Source organism: Candidatus Saganbacteria bacterium, from assembly GCA_016223245.1.
Classification (GTDB): Bacteria; Margulisbacteria; WOR-1; order XYC2-FULL-46-14; family XYC2-FULL-37-10; genus JACRPL01.
Genome location: JACRPL010000018.1, coordinates 1 through 20986 on the forward strand (window position 1 = coordinate 1; position 20986 = coordinate 20986).

General features: G+C 42.6%; 7 protein-coding genes. 3 read left to right on the forward strand and 4 right to left on the reverse strand.

The features are described 5' to 3' along the window. Window positions 1–16: 16 nt before the first annotated feature. On the forward strand, window positions 17–271 hold the full coding sequence (locus HZC34_06945) for a hypothetical protein (protein ID MBI5701555.1): 255 nt from the start codon (window positions 17–19) through the stop codon (window positions 269–271). A gap of 202 nt (window positions 272–473) precedes the next feature. Here the strand turns inward: HZC34_06945 and HZC34_06950 are convergent, their stop codons facing one another. Genes HZC34_06950 through HZC34_06960 form a run of 3 tightly spaced genes read right to left on the reverse strand, consistent with a single transcriptional unit; the run spans window position 474 to window position 1568 of the window. Continuing rightward, the gene (locus tag HZC34_06950; GenBank protein MBI5701556.1) at window positions 474–800 is read right to left on the reverse strand and encodes a hypothetical protein; all 327 of its coding nucleotides are present in this window, start codon (window positions 798–800) and stop codon (window positions 474–476) included. A 52-nt stretch (window positions 801–852) separates the two neighbouring features. Then, on the reverse strand, window positions 853–1404 hold the full coding sequence (locus tag HZC34_06955) for a hypothetical protein (protein ID MBI5701557.1): 552 nt from the start codon (window positions 1402–1404) through the stop codon (window positions 853–855). 2 nt (window positions 1405–1406) lie between these two features. Then, window positions 1407–1568, reverse strand: a complete 162-nt coding sequence (locus HZC34_06960) for a hypothetical protein (GenBank protein ID MBI5701558.1) — start codon at window positions 1566–1568, stop codon at window positions 1407–1409. Between the two features lie 261 nt (window positions 1569–1829). Between HZC34_06960 and HZC34_06965 the strand changes: the two genes are divergently transcribed. Next, complete coding sequence (locus HZC34_06965; protein MBI5701559.1) at window positions 1830–4109, forward strand: hypothetical protein; 2280 nt, start codon at window positions 1830–1832, stop codon at window positions 4107–4109. A 185-nt stretch (window positions 4110–4294) separates the two neighbouring features. Continuing rightward, on the forward strand, window positions 4295–19651 hold the full coding sequence (locus HZC34_06970; GenBank protein MBI5701560.1) for a hypothetical protein: 15357 nt from the start codon (window positions 4295–4297) through the stop codon (window positions 19649–19651). Window positions 19652–19761: 110 nt separating this feature from the next. On the opposite strand, the gene HZC34_06975 is transcribed toward HZC34_06970, so the two are convergent. Beyond that, window positions 19762–20925 carry an ATP-binding protein gene (locus tag HZC34_06975; GenBank protein ID MBI5701561.1) on the reverse strand — a complete coding sequence of 388 codons (1164 nt, stop codon included), beginning with the start codon at window positions 20923–20925 and terminating at the stop codon, window positions 19762–19764. Between the last annotated feature and the right edge of the window lie 61 nt (window positions 20926–20986).

Here is a 20986-nt window from a genome sequence, read left to right on the forward strand (position 1 = left end):
TTATAAATCTTTTTATTTGGCAAAGTGCCACGAAAAGCTCGCCGAAGCCGAAAGATCGAAAAAAGATAGGGATAAATTTGTTGAGATCGGGCATTTAAGATCGGCTCTTTCATCTTATACAGAAGCGGCCCAAAGGAACGGCCATAAGTTTATCGATGAAATCAAGGCTTTAAAAGAAAGAATTGTGGTTGTTCAAAAGGAAATAGATGATTCGGGCGACTTGGGAACAGAAAAAATTAAGGTTGATGTGCCCAGTGCGAAAAAGAAATAACTAGAGACCAGTTAGCAACTCGGAAACCAGCGACTAAATCCCGATGTGGGAATCGGGACAAGCGTCGCGGTTCCTAACTAGTCTCATATTTATTATCCGCCGAAGGCGTACATTGTTGGGATCCGGGATCTGGGGAATTGGGATCTAAAGAATTGTCCATATAATCAAATAAGCAATTATCATGCCAAAGTTTGCTACTAAACTAATCGACTAACTGATACACATCAAACGCCGGTTCTTCATAAGGATGGGCTTTCTTCATAGCGGCGATCGCTTTCTTGAGGTCTTTTTTGGGGACTATGGTTTCTAGCCTCGCTTCTCCGACTCTTTCGATTTGCCCGACCTTGCCGATGAATGGCTTAGCACCCTTTAGCGGCCTAAAAGTGCCTATCCCTGGAGACATGAAGGCACAGTTGTCGTAATTCTTGCCGATCTTGCCCGCGCCCGCAAAGCATACTGCAACTCTAACTTGCTCGACGTGGGTTGGGGGGACGAAGACGACGAGTTTGTAAAGGGTGTCTTTCTTCACATGGGAATTATATCATGGTAATCGCGAATGGGAGCGGCGTCGCTATAATCATCTACAGTGAGGAGAAAATATCGAAAATCTTTAATTTGATAGCCCATTTTTTTATATAATCAATATCCAGCTTGCCTTTCTGTATTTCCAATATTCCGCGAATGTCGGATAATTGTTTTAGGGATTCCGAAGCTTTGTACCAGATCAATTTGTTGAGCACCAAGTCCTCTGGTGAGAGAAAATAGAAAGATTTTCCGTCAAATTCTTCTTTTCTTCTTCTCTTGAATGATTCTCGGCTGAAAGCATCCTCTTTTAATATCCAGCAATCAATCTTTATCCCCGTATCATGGTTAATGAGATTAAACATTGTTTTGTGTGCGAGGGATTCTACTATGGCTTCTTCGCTCACATAATAGTCCTTAATGAAATTGTCATATATCTTTTTAACTTGTCCTTTGCCGGCAATAAGGTTGATGACGATGTCAAAATCATGCGTTGATCGCGGTTGTCCGTAGAAGCTAGATCCTAATGCACCGGTAATTGCATATGGGATTTCCAAGTCGTCAAGCTTTGACGTTACCTCTTTTAGGAGTTCCTGAAGGCCGATGTTCATTATTATGTCCTAATGGAAGAGTGTTTGTTCTTTTCGTTTTTTAGGTGGGTTAGGTGCAGTTTTGTTGTAAGCTCTGTTAGCGCAAACCCTAGCTTTAGCCTTTTGGAATTAGTGAAACCTCGAAGGATCTCTTTTTGTTTTTTTTCTGCTTCAGCTGGATTCATGGGCAAATAATACCATATAACGGGCTCGAATGGGAGCGGCGTCGCTAATTGATCGAATTTCCGGAGTTATCACGAATTACTCTAATATTTGAGCAATTTGAGACATTCCGAAATATTCGAAGAATTCGAGACGCAAGTCCCATTCGAATATTCGAGATATTTTATTTTTTGCATGCAAGTTCCATTGAAGTTGTAACGATATATTAAACGAGAGAGAAACCTGTCAGCGGACGGGTGTAAATTTTTGTAAGGGAGAAGAAAATGGCAGATGCGCCAGGAGTAGAAAAAACAGGGACTCCAACAGTAAGACCGCCGGTTATTGCACCGGGGCCTGCCTCTGCAGATACAACTACAAAACCTGCAGCTCCTAAGCCGGCTGCTGATATTCCAGCCAAACCATATACTGCACCCGAAGCAAACACATGGAGAGACGCGCTCAAGCTTTTAGGTATTAAAATTGTAAACGATGATGTCAACAAAGACGGCCAAATAAACGATGCCGATCTTGACAAACAATTTGAAAAAGACGGAATTAATGTCACTGTTGCGGACGGTCTAAAATGGGACGAAGTCCAGGCACTGGCCAAAAAATACGGCGTAACTATCACCCGAGTCGCTTTTAATTTCATTTCTGTCGGCGGAGCAGCAGGCTCCGTGAATACCGCGACCGGAGGAGCTTCCGGTGATGAACTCGTCACAAAAGAAGACATCCAGAAATTCCTAAAAGATGTCATAGGCAAGATCGCGGTTGGCGACGAAGATGCGGTTAAATTGGCCATAAGCCGGTATGTATCTGCCGAAAAGATGAAGCTTGTAGATGAAGCGCAAGCGGTCAAGATGTTCTCCGACAAGTATATAACTACCGGCAATACGATCTCATACCAAAACCTGAAACTTCATGCAAGCGATAAGCTAAAAGCGGTAGTCGATGCCGTGCTTACTAAAGTCATAGGGCGAACGCTTCAGGATACTGACGAAATAACCAAAGAACAGCTAGGCAAGCTGTTTGTGACTTTGAGCTTTTTGGGGCAGATCGATTCGCCTGAAAAAGTGTTCTCGCCGGCTAGCGGCATACCAAAGATCAACAAAGAAGGCGCCCAGAATTTCTTGGCTTGGTTTACGGGCGGGACAAAAGATCCTGTGAAGGCCGAAGAGAAGACGGCGGATGGGGCTAGCGCGGCGGGGGTAGCAAAAATAAAACATCAATTTACTAAATTTAAGGATGAATATTTTAATATTGTAAAAGACACCGATACAGGGGAAGCAAAAAGCTTAACATTAAAAGATCCTGATAAAAGAGGAGCCGCTCAATCTGCGCTTAGCGATTTGTTTGATGAATGTTTGCAATTTGTTGCTTCGGCCGCTGATGAAAACGACAGAGAAACTGCAAGCCAATATATGCAACTGCTGTATGGTTTAGTGCAAAACATAAACCAAGGAGAAAAAAGCGCTATTCAAGCTAAATTATTGGTAAAAACACAAGCAAAATGGGAGACAAATAAAGATAACACTGAATTAGGCAAGTTTATGTTGATTGCTTTATCCGGCCAATATCAGGACATACAAATCGCACTAAAATCCGCGGCAGATGCAATAAAAGCGCCACTGTGGATAAAACAAAAAGAAATAGGACAAAAAATAGCTGAACTTGGCAAATCACTGATCGAAGCGTATGGCAAAAAAGAGACTGCGGCCGGCACAGATGCTTCAAAATTGGCGGATATCGGATCAAAAAAACAAATAATATTTGACAGCGCAAAACAAATTCTCTTGAGCCTTATTGAAAGCGAAGCGGTAGACACAAAAACGGTCGAAGAAATAAAGCAAAAATTAAAAGAATTATCTCACCTTGCGTCAAAAGACAACAAAAAGAAACTTATATTAGATCTGTATGTATCCGCGACAAGGCTCAAAGAGCCCAAAGATGGGGAAGCTGTTTCTCGAGAAAAGCTTAGTAAGGCCATAATGCTTCTGGCTTTAGCAATTGATACATTTGAGGTTGGGAAAGAAGAAATAACAATAGAAACCGACCAAAAAGTCCCAAGTGACGTAAAGAAAGCGAAACCCGCAAAGAAGGGTAAGCGTGGTAAAGTGCCGGCGAAAGATGCTGAAGCTGAAGCGCCAAAAGGCCCAATCCAAAAGACTATAACCAAGGATGAAGTAAAAACGGCAAAAAAAGATGCGGAATTATTGGTACAACTTCTCGATAAAGGGAAAAAAGAAAAGAAAGCCGCTCCAAAAATAAAGGGCGGGAAAGGAACTCCTAAAACAGCGGCAAAGGAAGGCCTCAAAGTAGAAAATAAGCAGCAAGCAATGAACCTGGCGATAGCCAGAAGTAAAACAATAATTGATAGAGCTGCTGCAGAAATTAAAGAATATGAAGGCAACAGTTCGAAAAAAGGGAAATTTAAGAGGCAAATAATTTCTGCGCTATCTTCATTAAGTTCTGAAGACAAGAAAAAGGCAATAATTGCGATAAAAGCATACATGACGAAGAAGGGAGTCTCAGCCATACTCGCATCTTGGGTCCCTAACAGCTAAAAGATATTCCCGTTTTATCTAGTAATAAGCGCAAAAATCAATGCAAGATATTAGCTTGTAAACCCGATATATATAATGTAGACTGACCCTTATTTTGGATTGCCTGTTATCAAAGTAAAGGTTGTGGTAAGCATATTAGGCCGCGTAACAGGCGGCCTTTTTTATTGATGGCAGAGGAGAATAAAGTGGCAGAATCCGGAGTACCAAGAGTACAAATATCCATAAGTATTACCCCTCCACCAAAAAGGGCAGACCTTCCTGCACCCCCTCCATCCGTAGTTATTTTGAAACCTGAAGATTTTGACGCCACTATTAAAGAAATAACATCAAAACATGAGCTTGGCAAAGAAGAAAAGGAAGCTCTTATAGCCAAACTGCTTGAGCATTCAAGATCAGGGTTTAAAGTTGAGATCAAAGAATCGTTCTCTGGGCCGGAAGAATATTTAATATATTTATCATATGCCAAAATTCTGATATCACTTGGATATCAAGTTAAGCTTGACGGAAAAGACAAGGAATTGAGCGGGAGCCTCCTTTTGGCGATAAAGGCATATACAGCAAAGAAAATAGCTGAAGGTTTTGAGCTAAAAGACGGGGGAGGGTATTTAACAGGCACCCTTCTCCTTCTTTTGGCTCGAGACTACCAATTGAACTTTTATGGCGATACCTCAACTATTGCGTCGGCACAAAGCCAAGTTGTAACCGGAGAGGCAGATGTCAACGATAATGCCGCCATGATAAAAGAAGCATTAATAAAATTTAAATTTGAGAAAGGACTTTTGGGAAAGATAAAATCCCAAGCAGAAGAAAAGGGGTTTGAGCCTCCAAACGGGATAGGAGATGCTGATAATTATGAGATAATTAGGTTTTATTCGAATCTTCTTATTTCTGCAGGGTATCCTGTTGAATTAAAAGGAGAAGATTTAAAAGTATTAGCTTCACTAAAAGCAGCAATTGCAAAATTTAATTCCGCTACAAAGACAGCAACTCCCGGTCTTTCCTCAAAAGCGATAATAAAGCTCCTTGGCTTGTTTAGTAAAAAAATGGAAGCGGAAAAAAGAGAAGAATTGCAAGGCTACATAACAGAATGGGCCCCCGGCATTTCAAGCGCAATGAGCCAGTTCGAGGCCGTAACGCAGGGGAAAATAAAAATCGCCGTTATTTATGACGAGAAAACCAAAAAGATCGTGGTCGTTGAAATAAAAGGGCAGGAGCTTAGGGTTGTCCCATTGGAAGGACAAGCTGTCGTAAAAGTTTTATTGGGGCTGACGGGGAGCGATCCGAAAGAACTAGCTTTGCAGCTTGTTGCAACCGCCAAAAAAGATTTTAAACAATTCAATACAGCCTTTCAGGTGGCCGGCCAACTTTGCGCCCAAGCAAGCTTAGGGAAGATAAAGTTGGAGGCGATAGGGAAGGCCCAAGAGGTTTTGGGAAGCAGATTCTGGCCTTATTTAAAGAAACAAATAACTAAAAAAGACGGAGGGTCCGAACCTCTTCTTGCAAGGATAAATAAATCATCAACGTTGAGAAACATAATGTTTTCTCTGGGGATCAAGCAAGATAAGATAAATGAAGCATTGATGACGGCATCTGCGCTTGAAAAAGGGAGAGGGGCGGCCGCCTTAATTCCCAAGATCAAAAAAATACATGAAGAATTAGGCATTTCTTACCCAATAAAAATTGAAGGCAAAAAAGGGAAATTGAACGATGAAACTTATAATGTTTACCTGACGCGCCTTGCCTTTGAACTTCCAGAAGAGTTAGCAAAGGATTTTCTTTCCGGAAAAGAGAATGGGCGAACACTTGTGGCAATCATCGATTCTAAAGGGTTAAAAGGATTTTTCAGAGGCAGAGAGATAAATCAAAGGTTGTTTGACAATCCCGAAGCGATTTCTGAAGAGGACATCGAAGGGCTTGGGCTCAATAAACAGGTTATTCTTTGGCAGGCAAAAATACAGAAATTCTTGGAAGAAGATCGAGAACCCGAAGAAATCAATAATTTTATCAAGTTGGTATTTCAAGACAAAAAATTATGGGAAAAGAAAAAACTGATCGCAAAGTATTTCGTCCAAATATATATGCAAAAATATTCGTCCGATGAGGAGGCCGAATCGCCCGGGAAAATAAAAAAACTGGAAGAACTTATTGCCCATGTAAAGAGGAACAGCGATTTGAAAGACGATGACCGCAAAGATATGTTTCTTGTAATGTATGAGGCGATATTAGGAACGATCGAATCAGACATAAATAAAAAGGCAAGCAGTAAATTGCCTGATGATATGGAACCGAAAGAAAAGAGAAAACGCGCAAACGTTGAAGCCGGCAAAGCTGTTATTGATTATTTGAAAATTAATAAAGCGGCAATCATATCCGCTTTGGGCGCCAAGAACTATTTGGCGTTAAAAATTAACAGGGAAACAGCACTTATCAAGGAACAGGATGGAGTCGAGAAAGCGGCAGAATATATTAAGGCGAACATTAGTGAATATGCAGAAGCGATCAGAGCCGATTGCGCAAAAAAGCATTTATCCAGCAAACGAACATCCGAAATATTAACGAAAGCTATTAAAGAGCTTCAAGAGCTTTTGGACCCTCCTAAAACCCTTGCGAGGATAATAAAAGTGTTGAGAGAAGCCAGGACAAAGGCTTTGCCGGATAAAGGCCTTCCATCTTATGAATTCGCGCTTCCAAAATTCAAGCATTTAAAAATAGTCCTTAACGCCAAGAGAGGAGAAGTAGAGATAGCAAAAAAAAGATTGATCAGATTATTCGCAGAAGCTTCAAAGATCAAAGCTGATCTGGAGATGAAAGCCGGAAAAACAAAGACGGACCACGATAGGGATGCGGCCACGAGCGAACCTGACCTTGGCATAAAAATTTTCGGCGATACGATAGAAATTGCCGGATTGGGGCAAGTAGAAATTGTTGCCGAAGAGATATCAGACGGGAGCGATTGGGCAAAAGACACTCTCCACAGGAAATTGAATGAGCGGGAAACAAGAGCTCAAACCATGCTAAGGGAGCTAGGATACTTAAAAGAAAAAAGCGATATGGCGGGGATTTCTAGTATTGATTATGAAGGGAGTAATTTCTATTTTGTGGCCGTATCTGGGGTTGAGCGCGGGCGATACTGCTACGCGACGATGCAGGCAATGGGGCAATTTAATGCCACAGCTTTCAATAAGGGTGACAAGGAAAAAATTGACGCGAGACTCTCGCTGGAAAACTTGGATAAATTAGAAGAGATTTATAAAAGAATGCGGTCGAGCAAAGTGGTTGTCGGGGTCTTGTTCGAGCGTGATGCCCGGCATATTGACCCTAAAATGAACGTTGTTTCACATACCATTAATGGCATTAAAGGCGATAATCTTCTTGAGGATGCCGACCCGGACCTTCTTTTAGATATTGCCCGCAAACTTAGCATAGTTAGGACTGAAGGTCAGCCATATTTGAGCTTGTTAAACCCCGAAATAGCTTTGACAACAAGAGGAAGCCGCGCGCAATTAGCGAAAGCAATCGTCCTCTTTTATTCCCAAAATATCGAAAAGATCACTGGAAGGAAACCCGATGCGCCGAACGCCGTAAAAAATAAAGCCAAAGAAATTAGCAGGGATCCAAAAAGATTAAACGAACTCGCAGATATAGGAAGGAATATGTTTGAAAGCCAATCGGCGCAGCGGCTGATCCCAAACGAGGCTGACAGGATAAGAGCTGCGCAAGAACTTTCTTTTGTCTGCATAGATAAAAAGTTCTTGGAAGTATTAGATAAGGCATATAGCAGATATAATCCAAAAGAAGCGCCAAAAGGGATGGCAGCTCTAAATACAAGCACCCGCAGTTATAGCCCCTTAGATTCGGCTGATCTTGCAAGACACAAGCCTTTTGCCCGCCTAATGCTTAGGGTGCGGCAGGCTCAAGGGATACCGGAAGGAGGATATGGAACCGATTTCGTATCCGATGTTTTGACGATTGATGACCTAATAGTTATCCGGAACCTATTGAACCCTTATGAAAAAGATAAAGCCCTAAGGCCTTATATCCACATATTGTTGGATAATGACGAAAGAGAGACACTGCGAAGCAATCTTGACAAAATAAAAGACGAAGAACTGGCGCTCGCCTTAAGAAAACTGATCGTGCAATCAAAGCTTGATCCCACCAAGCAATGGAATATCGATGATCGCATTGAATTAAATTCTGAAGAGATCAAGCTTTTATACAAATTCATAAGTGAGATCAAAGCATCCGACTCAAAACTTCACATGCTCCTTTTGCATATTAAGAATTCCCATTATGCCGATGTGGTCGGGAAAACCGGCGATTATGAGGCGGTCTCCGGATTGATCGAATGGATGAAAGCTAATCCTGACGTCAAATATTTAGACCCAAAAATGGATTTTTCATCAACAAGGTCCGCTGACAAAGCTTATATGGATGGAATTAAAGCAATAAGAAGGCTCTCGGTAAATGCAATGGGGGCAGTTTCGTTTGGGGCGGGAGTTAAAGTCGTTCAAGGGCCGGATTCAGGATGGAAAAGCAGAATTTCTGATATTCCTAGTAGAATAGCCGCTTCAGCCGGACAGATCCTCCACGGAAGGATCGACCCAAATAAAGGGGCTTTGGGTGTTGGCGGCGTTGAAGAATGGAAGCTTGTAAAGATAAAGATCAGATATTTGAGGGAAATGGGCCTTGATGTTGTCTGGAAAGGAATGGTTAAAGAATTAAAGGATATCGAAGCCGAATTAGTGGAGATAAAGACAAACAAAGATAAATATCAAAGTTGGACGATGATGGAGCAATTCAAAAGGGCAAAGGAACTATTGGAAAGAAAAGAATTCCTTGAATCGCGGTTGAATTCTTTTATTTCAGGTTTGTCCCGTATCGACAGTAATTTTTTTGATTGGTTTTGCTCCAAATATGCGAAAGAATCTGCCGTGGAAAAAGGGTTAAACATCATATTGGATGTCGCAAATAGGAGATTTTTTGAAGCTAAAGGCTTTAAATCTCCATTTGGAGGTCAACAGATAACTCTGGCGATGTTAAAAAGAGCAATCCTTGCCGCTAAAAATGATCCCGAATTGATGGAAAAAGGATGGAGCGGATTAACCCCTATAAGCGAAGATAATCCAACCATAGCGGACGCAAAACAGGCGATGGCTTTGCTTATCACTTTGCTTCCGCAGGGAGATGATGGGAGCGTTGAAGCGGCAAATCCTGTTACGCGGGCGCTTAAAATTGCTTTTAATGCCATGTTGCATGATGAAACGCCGCCTTTTAACATCGGGGCCGACCTTAAAAGCCTTGCGATTATGCTGACGCAAAACATCGACGAACGAAACGACCTTCTGCTCCACAACATCGGGCTTAAACCTAATGAAGTTGACAAACGGTTTGCCCTAGCATTTGCAAAAGTATTTGAAGAGGTATGCACTATTTCCGGCACAACCGATTACAGCGCAACAATTGCGGAACTAAAAATTCTTGCCCAAAAAATGGGGGGAAGCGAAACGCTGTCTCCTGACAGTAATAATTTGAGAGACGACCAAAGATATAAGCTCCTGCTTGACGCTGTTTTTCTTATAAATATTATGCTTGGGAAAAAACAACTTGGAAAAGAAGGGCTAACAGTTGCCGATGGCGCGGTTGATAAGGACACGAAATTGGACAAAAAAAAAGAGAACATCCTAACAGCTTTGGGGCTTCAGGTCTTGACCAAAGATTTCTGGGAAGAAGTTTTTAGAAAAGGAAGCGATAAGGCGCAGGGACCGGACGGAGTATTTTTTAAAGAAGGAGCGTTAGGCTGGGCGGATTATATAGGATTGACCCCGGTGTCCGAATTAGTTGGAACTTTCGGAACATTCGGCGCGTTTATGGGTGCATATTTTGGAATAATTCTTCCATATAATTTGGTGCATTCCGGCGTCAGATGGATAAGAGGCGATGAAATAATCGATATTGACCCCAAAACCGGGCTGCCAAAAGTTGATGAAAAAGGCCACATAAAGACCAGGAAAATCGAACTCATCAGAGATGTTATAACAGATAAAGGATTGAATTTGGTCGTAACGCTCTTGATATTCAGATCATGGGCTCCGGCATTTTATAACATGCTCGGTGTTTGGGACGACCTTCGAGAAGGGCATTGGTATAGAGCTTACATAAAGATGAATATATGCAACTTCTTCCTTTTAATGCCTGGGAAGAACGGATTTGTTGACAGCGGCATCGGCCGCACGTTCACGATAGATAGGTACCTTTGGAAATCAATATTTGCCGTAAAAGATTGGCTGATGAGGATGGACAAGATCCACGGCTTGGGCAAAGGAAATGCGCTTGGCCGAGATTTTGGCGGTCTTGTTTCCGATGAAAAAATGGAAGCTTTTTATGATTATTTCAATAAGCATCCGGCGCTGAAAAAACTTATTATGGGATTGAAAGCCGGGGAAAGAGCCGACAATATTCTTGCCGATCTTCCGGACAAGGGACTGCTCGGTTCTATTTGCAGTGAATTCAGCAAAACTTCCCCGTTCAGATGGGTTATGGAAAAGCTGGGGACAGGGACGGTGGCAGGGAAAATTGCAACACTTGCGCATATGTCGCTGGACCCAATGGGAGTACTGTTAAAAATAAGCGCTGAAAATGCAAACGAAAGCAGGACGGCTGCTGGGATACAAAAAGCTTTAAATAAATTATTTGAGTATTCTTTTGAAAAAACCCGCGCAACTTATTGGGAAGGAAAAGCTGTTGTTTGGGTCGCGGACAAATGGAGGAAACGAAGCGCTTATAGGGCTGGCGGCAAGACTGAAGCTGGACGGGAAGGGGAATTGAGGGCGAGGAACCAAAGCGAAAATGCACTAGGAAACCTATTCGCCCAGTTATCTAATAGTAGGGAACTTATTGTTAGGGTTGAAGGCGATGGGATAAATGCGCGCCGGATCCCAGTGGTAGGGGATTTTTCTTCTGGTAACCAATGGATTATCGACGGAGTGCTTCGCAAAATCCCGGCTGTTCAAGTAAAGGGGATAGATAAGCTGCTTAAAGTAACAAGGGTTCACGTTGACAGCCCTGAAGCGCTTACTGCACAGCATTGGATATCTTATGCAATTGTCCGCCCAAGTTTGGCGACCCCGCTTGAAATGAGCGAAATTGAACTTCACATAAACAGCGGGTGTTTTACCGGAAATGTTGAGTATGACGAAAAGACGATCGAAGCGCATGCAAAAGAACTGACTGCCAGGGCAAGATATTTGGGAATAGACGACCCGCAGATGAAGAGGGATAAAGGGTTATTGAGATTTGAAGAAGTTAGGGAACAGCTTAACAAAGCCGGCATTGAAGTTGAAGCCAATATTGAAGTATCTGGCGTGTTGGATGGGTCGCTTAAAGAAGAAGGAGTTTCAAAATTAATTGAGTTTTGCAGTAAAAAAGGGATAAAAAAGGTCGATGACAGGTCATGGCTCGATATAAAAGCTGAATTAGCAAAAACTTTAATTGAAAAACCCGAAGTTATAGGCGCGGAAAAAAGCGCCCAAATGATTTTTGATGCCGCAGGCGAGCTTGTTGAAGGCGTTGATTATACGATTGAAGAAGCAAAAGAGGCGGCCGTTAGAAGAAGGATCGAACTTACCGAGGCAGGAAGAAATAAAATTGAAAGAATTGTTGGAGAGAATCAGGGGAAAGCCGATTTTGTCGTTTGCCGGTCGCTTGAGGATAAAGTTAAAGTATATTTGGAAGCAGAAAAATTCTCGGAAACGGTCATGGGCAAGGATGGCTTGGGGGATGGAGAAGTTGTACGCTTGCAAAAACTTACCAGAAAAGAATTTGCCGCCGAGATAGAACGATTTTATACAGAGGCCAAAGGCGGCAAGATGACATATTCCCAAAGCATTAGGGCGGCGCGATTTGCAGCGGCTGCGGTCTATATTGTAAAAAATGGCGCATGGACATTTAACAAGAGACAGCTTCAAGCGGGGTATTTGGCTTCATTGAATATTAAGGGCGGAGATAAGATAAGAAATGCGATCGACCTTGGGACGGGGGAAGGGAAAACGGTAACGCTTACACTTCCTGAATTTTTTAGGGCCCTTTGCGGGGACAAATTGGTTATTGCAACTTCAACAACGGAGACATATGCATCTGACGGGTACAGGTCGACAAAAGACATTTTAGCCCTTCTTGGGATTAGAGCGGAATTTGTTGCTTCAAAAAATGAAAGCGACCTATTAAAAGCCTTGAAAATGGCGGCGACCGGAAGGACGGTCGTTTACACGGCATTTGACCAGATCCGGTTCCAGGCGTTATTTGATTCTTTAAACGAAAGCGCCGGCCGCGGGATACTGCCGACCGACAAGAGGGCCGTAACAATATTATTGGATGAATCGGATTTTACGATCGGCGACAAAAGGACGGAACCTGCCACCGTTTCTTCAGGGGCGAATAAAAAAGCGGCAGATGCGGAACTTGTAAAACAAGCGAATATGATCATTAAAGAATTGGGATGGGTCGATCCTTTCGGCAATGTCGTTAAAGCGGCGGAGCAGTATTTAACAAATGCTAAAGATGAAGCAATGATCGGTATAAGCGAAAAAGGATTTGAGGAGATCGGGCGCAGGTTCTTTAGGGGAAAGGCTGCGGCTGTTCCCAAAAATCTGCATGAGCGTTTGCGGATAGCGCTTGTTGCCCATAAATTTTATATAAAATACAAGCATTATGAAATGTTTATGGGGGGATATATTTTCCGCGATCCTTCAAACGGTCGTTTATATCCGGGAATGCAGTTTGATTCAAAGCTCCACAAAGCTCTATTGGCAAAAGAGGGAAAAACGGTTACAGATCCTGGCTTAAGCTCCGTTTCGATCATGCCGCATGTTTTTCTGCAAAAATTCGAACACGTTGTTCTCTTTTCGGGGTCAAATTACCCGATGGCAAAGTATTTTGGCCAAGACGGATATTATTCGCTTCCGATCGAATCGAATTTCCCGAGGACAAGGGTTGATTTCCCTGCAGTAATGGTCGGAGGAGCAGGCGGCAGAAGCGCAAAGGATGTCCAATTGAAGATGGTCGTTGATTGGAATATTGAAAGGCTTCTGGAAGGAAGCTCAGTATTGACCCACGTCGCCCAAGTGGGAAAGATAAATAAAAAAACAGGAAAAGCCGAAGAGACCAAAGTCTTAACAATTAAAGAACTTAAAGTTGCCATTGAAGCAAGGCTCCAAGAAATACGGGATTACAAGGGCGAAGATAGAAAAATGCTTGAAATGCAGCAAAAACTGAAAGAAGCTGAAGAAGAAATTGGAAGGCGAAATCAAGATACGGAAAGAGCAAAATTATGGCCGAAAGGAGCCCGAAAAGATAGGATATTAATACAAGAGTTAACCGACCTGCGGGATGTTAAAGCCGAGGGACGGGTTGTTGCATTGGTCGGATATTATGGTGTAGCCACATTGTCTGATACAGCGAACAGGGCGGTTGACCCTGGACGAGAAGTCTTAGCGAGGCTAAAAGACGGGTTTCGTCAAGAAAAAGGAACAGGGCCGCTTGTTTCAATAATTACGGAAATAAAAACTTCCAACCGCCATTTTATACAAGAAGCTAACAGGATCTGCCGGCCGGTAGCCGGGGTGGGGCGCGCGGAGGGGGACATGATAGCCATCTACCAAACAGGCGACCCGAATTTCAAAGATGAGCAAGCGCAGGCATTCATGGAAAAAGCTATTCTTTCTAAACGGGCAGGAACTCTGGTAAGGGCGGAAGTATTCCCAAGAGGCCATGATGCGCAAAAGGTTAAAGATCAAAGAATAAGGTTTGCGGAATTTATGGTTGGTCATAACATCTTTTCTAAAGAAGAAAGAGATGCTTACATAAAAGATGGGACTGTTTCAAGCCAAAATAAAGAATCGATCAACTTGATGGAAGCATATTTTGCCGCAAGCGACGAAAAATTAAGTGAAAATTTATGGAAAGGTTCGAAAGCAAACGAAGCTGAAGAGCTATTGACCAAGCTTGATGCCGATATTAAGGATATTGCCGAAAATTCTAAAAGGTCTTTTGCGGAATTGTTGGAGCCGCAAATGATCAAAGCGGCAGAAAATGCTACGGCAAGATGCGGGATATCTGATACCGCAAATTGGGGAAAGAGGAATGTTTTATTATTCTTGAAAATAATGAAGAGACGGTATGGCTTATCAATAAAAATAGACGGCAATTTTACAACTGCATTCCAGCTTAAAGAAGCGGTTGAATCAGCGATTAAGGCCAAATTTAAACCTTGGCGGGATAAACCTGAAACAGGTAACCAAAAAAGGGCGATAGCGGCCAAATTAATGCCGAAGGTCACAAAAATGAGAACATGGCTCATCTCCGTCCAGGACGAACTGAAAAATCCGGCAGAGTTTGTTGTTGCCGAACGCGGCTCAAAAAGCGATATATTATCCCGCGCCCTGCCGGATGCCATGGAAAACTTAATATCCGAACAAGTTGCAGGCGGCCCCGACACCGCTATGCCAAAGCTTGAAAGGGAATTGGTCAATGGAGAGCTTAAATTGAAGGTGAAAATGAACGCTCCGAGGGCGTTTAACAAAGGCCCTTATTATTTGGGCGTTACTGGAATAAGAATTAAAGCTCCTGTCGCGGCCAAGCCAGGAACACCGGAACATTTGAAATATGTTGAAGGGCTATTAAAGTCTAAGTTCAAAAAGATAGTGAAAAATTCAGGAAATATAAATCCAGATTATGAATTGATCGAGATCGAAAGAGTTAAATATCAGCTTAATGCCGAAGGGATAAAAGCCTTGAATGCATGGCTTGCGGCTAAAGGTTCCATAAAAAGAGTACATATTGAAGTAAATGGCGGGAAAGTCATCCTGATAATTTTCGGCGATACCATCCCAGTCGAAGAAGTCAAGGGCTATCGCATAATAACATTCACATCCGAAGATGCCGCGACAGCGGAAGATATGCTTGGCTTTATCGGGCATGAGAAGAGAACCGCTTATGGCGATGTTCCCAAACATGAAATTATCATAAGAAGAAAAGTCATTGCCACAGTTTATGATTCTCTTGCCGAAGCAAACTTTGGCGCCGGTTACCGAGATGCAAACCCTGTCCCAGCGGCTTATGCGGAGCTGTTATTTAACCTTTTCCCTGAAATTAAAGATGCGGAAACCGCCGCAAAAGAACCTGTGAAAGCAAAAATCGTCAAGCTATTGGAGCAAGGGACGGTAAGCCACGAAAAAGGGCATCAAGGAGCTTTTGTTGATCCGCTCCCCGAGCGACCGTCGCAATACAAATATTTGAGCAATGGATTTGTTGATTCCCTTTATGAAGTGATAGCAGAGTTCCATCCGAACGGTCGGCTTGGGGAAATATTCGGGTTAATGGGATTGGCAAGCACACCAGAAGCAAGCTTACAGGCGAAAGTTATGCTTTATGAATATTTGTTCACACAATGCCAAACAAGCAACCCAATAAAAAAGAAAATATATGAAGCGCTTTACAGGAACGTTGTGAGCGCAGGGAAAGGGGTCGATCTCTCCCGCTTAGAACAGTTCAGAAGGATGGTCTACACATTAGTCAAAGAAACTTTTAGTGCGACCGTGAAAGAATTGGAAATCTATGATACAAAATTGCAGGCCCGAAAAGCCGGCGGGATGGATGTTGCGCAAAAAATTATTGGTATCATTTTAGACCGCCAAGCGGATGTAAGGCGAGCCGAATTTTCCGAGGCCATTGACAGTATGACCCTTGATGCTCAACCCGCGGTAAAACCTGCACAGTTTAGGCCGCCTTTACATGATAGTAAGCCGGAATTAAAGATAGCTGCCCAATCTGTTAGTGATGGACCTGAAATGCGGAAGCCGAGAGGAGACGGTTCAAGTGAGCTGGAAGATGCTGTTGCTAGGGTTTTTGCCGAGATGTCGGTTCCTGAAAAACAAGCATTTAGCATGGCAAAAACCTTATCCAATGCCAAGATTGGGGTTATTGGTCTAGAAAACGGCGTGTTTGACGGAGTTGAAGAAGGGCGGCAAGAAAGTTTTGTTAAGAGGTTGACTGAACTAGGAATAACCGAAGTTGAATTTGGGCGCGGCGTAAGGTTTGCAAACGGCGGAGAAAAAGCGCTTGATGCGTTCTTAACCGCAAATGCTGAAAGATGGCCGAAACAGAAGATCGTTTTTACTGTTGAAACAGGGAGCAACGGCAGGCCAATTATCGTTATAAAATATTCTCTGTTGGCGTTTAATGGTTGGAATCTTGACGGAGTAATCGATCCTTTAAGGCTTAATTCTAACCCATTGCCAATTCCTGAACGCAAGGTTTATAAATTGGGTGAAAACGGCATTAAACCTAAATTTACAGTTATTGAAGGCGGGAAAGGAAGAGAAATAATTGTTTCAATTAAAGATTCAAAAATTATAAGGCAAGCTCTTGCATCCGCGCCAAGCGATAAGCTGATCACTTTTAGGAGCGCCGAAACGTTGAAAGTCAGGGCCGATGCCGGATTGGTCAGGGCTTGGGTCGCATCCGAAGCAGTTCTTCGCGAAATATTGGTCCAGATTGGCATGGTAAGCAAAACAGGTGAAATGATCCACCCTGATGCGGCTGTAAATTTATTTGACGTCTTAAGCAGGCTGCCGGAATCAATTAAGATATTTGCAAAAAAACCGATATTGTTCAAAACATTATCGGGAGGGAAAGGAAGAATATCCTTTGTTAAAGGTGAAGTAGTATTAGAAATAACAACATCAAGAGATAGCGCCTTTGCACCGTTAAAGATCAAAATAAGCGTCGCGACATACAAAAAGATCATTTCCGGCAAGGTCGCTTTAAGGAAAATAATTGGCAACACTGTCCCTTCAGACAGGAATATAAACAAAGCGGAGGTAAGGGCGTTGATCATCGATTCGATTAAAAAATTCGAAATGGCATTGGAAGCATTAGAGGGAGGTTATCCGGTTGTGTCAGTCGATATCCCTCTTATCGAAATAACAGGAACAAGGGCGGAATTGGAATCAGAGCTTCTAAAATCGGACGTTGAAGTTGAGATCGAGCCGAAAAGAAAGGTTAAAGCGGAATTGTTCAATGACGACATTCATGCATTGGCGCTAAGCGTCCCAGGATCAAAAGAATATGAGGCCGCGTTATCAAATATTAAAAAATCTTTGGTCGAACAAGGCTTGAGCGAAAGCGATGCAAAAATATTCATCAATAAAGTCATCCGTTCATCGAAATTGGCGCTGATTTCTTCTTCGGCATCGAAACATTTTCAGGGTATTGCAGAAATTGAATCATTGAAAGTATTGAATAGGGAACTTGCAAAGATCGATTCGGAAAAAATGTCGCCAAAAACCGTTGAAAAGGCGAAGCAAATGGCAATAGCCAGGGCCCAAAAAGCGTTTACGGTCGCGTTAAGCATCGCGCAGGCAAGACTGTCGGAAAGGGCGCAAGAACTTGATATGGCGACGCTTTCTGAAGCAGAGGTCAAGGATGTTTATTATGATGTTGCAGCTAAAGTTAGGGCGGAAGCTGATAAAATCCCTGGAGATAGGTTTGATGCGGAAGTAAAAGCAATAGCCGGAAAATTCAATTTGGACCCGACTGGCAAAGGGTTTAAGGCCCGCATGGATTTTTATTCTTTAAACGCGCCTGGCGGGACCATCAAAATAAAGGCCGCAGCTTTGAGAGCCAATATAGGGAAAATGGCATTGATGGGCTTTGTCCTTGAGGCTCCATTCGCGATCTATAGGGACTGGAACAAAAAAAATCCAGCCTTAAGCATAATTAAAGAGATGGCACATGGGGGATATGGTTGGGCAAAATTTGAAACTTTAAACCGTGCAGCCCAGATGTCCATGGGCCTAAAAGCCGGGAGAGCAACAGCGGTGGCAATGACGCTCCAAACCCTTTGGGATGTTTCAAGTGCTAAGAAAGGCGAATGCGGAGCGGTTATGGTTAACGGAGCAGTCGGACTTGGGGGATTCTTGGGCCTTTCGCACTTAGCCGGATTCGGGCTTAAATTTGTGCCGGGGATCCCATCATTAGCAAAAGAAATGCTTAGTTCTGGGTTAGGAATTTTAGGCGCAACATTAGCTTCGACTGGATTTGAAAAAGCCATGGATAATTTTGAATGGTTAAACAAAGCTGTAAACAGCAAAGAAATATCAATTGCAGGCGATGCAGGAAAATTTATATCTCCTTCTCTTACAGCAATTTATATAGGGCGAGTAGGAACTTATCTTCTTCCAAGGATCGGATTGGGCCGCCTTGTCGGATTATTAAAAGGAGGACTGGTTGCGTCTGCAGCTTGGAAGGCATTTACATATGGAACAAATGACGCCTCTGAAGCCGCAAGCGTCCCAAGAAAATTCAGTGGAGATATATTCGCTTTTGCAAATAGTGGCAAGCATTCATTTGTCCACCCAAGAGAAGAGATGCCTGCGGAATATCCCGCGATCGATTACAAATTTTATCCTGAAGACTTTTTAAGGTTCCAAATAGCAGTAATGCTTCATAAACAAGGGCGGCTATTTATTGAAGAGTCACCGTATTTTTCAGAAATGGTTGATGTGCTACATAAAGTTGATTTTTCTAATGGCGGCAGTAATGACGAGGCTAAAAAAATTCGTGAAGCTTTTGCCGAATACAGAACTTTATTGAAAAAGGATTCTCATTATTGTGAGCTATTCGCCAATAGGCAGCAAACGATGATGAGGCGCTTTATAAACGATGCTTGGCTTAAAGGATTTGTGGATTATAAAATGCCTGCGGATGTTCAGGCGCATCTTGCGGCCGACTATGGCCGCTTTGTTGATGTTTTTATTGCTAAAGAAACTAAAAAGATTGAAGCCGCAAAGGCCGCTGCAATAAAATCCACAGAAGAAGCGGCTGTAAACATTGATAAAGCAATTGCGCAAACAAAAGATATCTTTGCAGGATATGATAAGAACCTTCTTGCAGCGATTAAGAAAATTTTTGCGGCTGATAATAGGACAGCTTTAAAGATATTTGGAATAATTGTAAATGGCCAAATGCTAAGCGCTGCCGCAGAGCAAATAAAAGCCTTGCTTAAAAAAGAAATTCCGGCTGAACAATTGAAAATATTCGTTGAAAAGACAAGATTGCAAAGGTCGGCTTTTAAAAAGACCGTAGAGATTAAAAGAAAGCAAGTTTACGCAAGCATTGTCGAGCAATTACAGAAAATAGGATATATCGATTATCTTTCGAATACATTGCATATTAAGAAGGAAGATATTAGCAAATGCGTTTCAGGAAAATATTTTCAAGAAGCCTTCTTTAAATTTCTAACCCAGAAATTGGAAGCTGCGGAAGAATCTCTTTCGAAAACACGAGAAAAGCTAGATGAGATCGGGCAATCCGCGATGATCAATGGAAAAATGTTGGTAATGCTCATGCCTAAAGAAATCAGGGCTAAATTTATTGGATTTTTAAGAGAGAATCATCCTGGAGCTCAAATTAATGGAGCAGACAGCAGGTATTTCTCTCAAGGGATGGCTTTGCTGCTGATCTCAGGCAAGCTTGCAAAATAACCGAAAGAGCTTCGGCCCTCCAAAGGCGGGTAAACGGGCAGGCAGGCTCCCTGGCTTTTTTGTTGCCCCGCAGATTTAACTTGGCAATGCAGGATCGTAGAAATAGATATCTAAAACTTATTTGGAGAGAGCTTGGTTCGGGACAATTCTTGGATGAAATCTATTAAATTGGTTACTTTGACAGAAAAACCGTCAATTGTTCTGACCTGCGGCCGATCAGCGTCCCTGGCTATGACAAAGTTTTTCCCTTCCGGATATTGATCGCGAAAAATGGCGATGTTTTTTAAGCTGATATTTTGAGCCGACCATTTGCATTCGATAGCGATCGGCTGACCAGTTCGCTCCGCAAGAATAAAATCAATTTCGTTGCCTTGCTTGTTCCTCCAATAGCCGATATTTCTGGTTTGAAGGACGCCCTGAATTTCATTTAGGACAAAATGCTCCCAAAGCAATCCCAAATCTTCATCCCTTAAGCTATACCAGCCTTTATAATAACAAATAAACCCTGTGTCAAAAGCATAGACTTTGGGCATGGAAATAATTTCCGTTGTTTTATGGCGGCTGAAAGGCCTAACAATATGAGCGACATAAGTTGCTTCGAGCACCTTCAAATAATTTGCGATGGTTGTCCGGCTGACCTCGCAGGGTTTTGAATAACTGGTCGCCTCGAATAAGCCCCCGCTTCTGGCAAGCACTAGTTCGACGAATTTTTGGAACGAAGCTTTTCGTTCCAAACGGAATAATTCTTGAATATCTTTGGCCCAATAATCGTCCAGCCATTCCTGAAAATCCTTTTCCGGCAGGGCTGACGAATTGAAAAAAGGAGGCAGGCCGCCAAAAAGAAAGCGATGCTTCATATTTGGATTTTTAAAATCTGATAGGTCAGCGCTGACCATAGGAGTGAGCCATAGATTTCTCTTGCGTCCGGAAAGAGTATCCTTAAACTTTTTGGAAGCTCCAAGCGTGGATGATCCTGTCGCAATGATCTTTGTATCCGGATAATGGTCAGCGGCAATTTTTAATAATTCCGAAGGATTGTCCAGTCGGTGAATTTCATCCAGGACGATCCTCCCCCTGACGCTGTTTAAGAAGTCTTGCGGCTCGGCCATCTGTCTTCTAATTCTGGGAAGCTCACAGTCGAAATATTCAATGTCGGGAATTGATTGGCAAAGAAAGGTCTTTCCAATCCGCCTGACGCCAGCCAGCCAAAGGACGCCTTTTTCCCGCCAGCTTTTATTGATCAATTTTAGCCAGTACTTCCTTTTTGTTATCATATGCGGTGATTATGGCATAAAGTAATACTAAAAGCAAGTATAGTTGTATATAGAATATTGG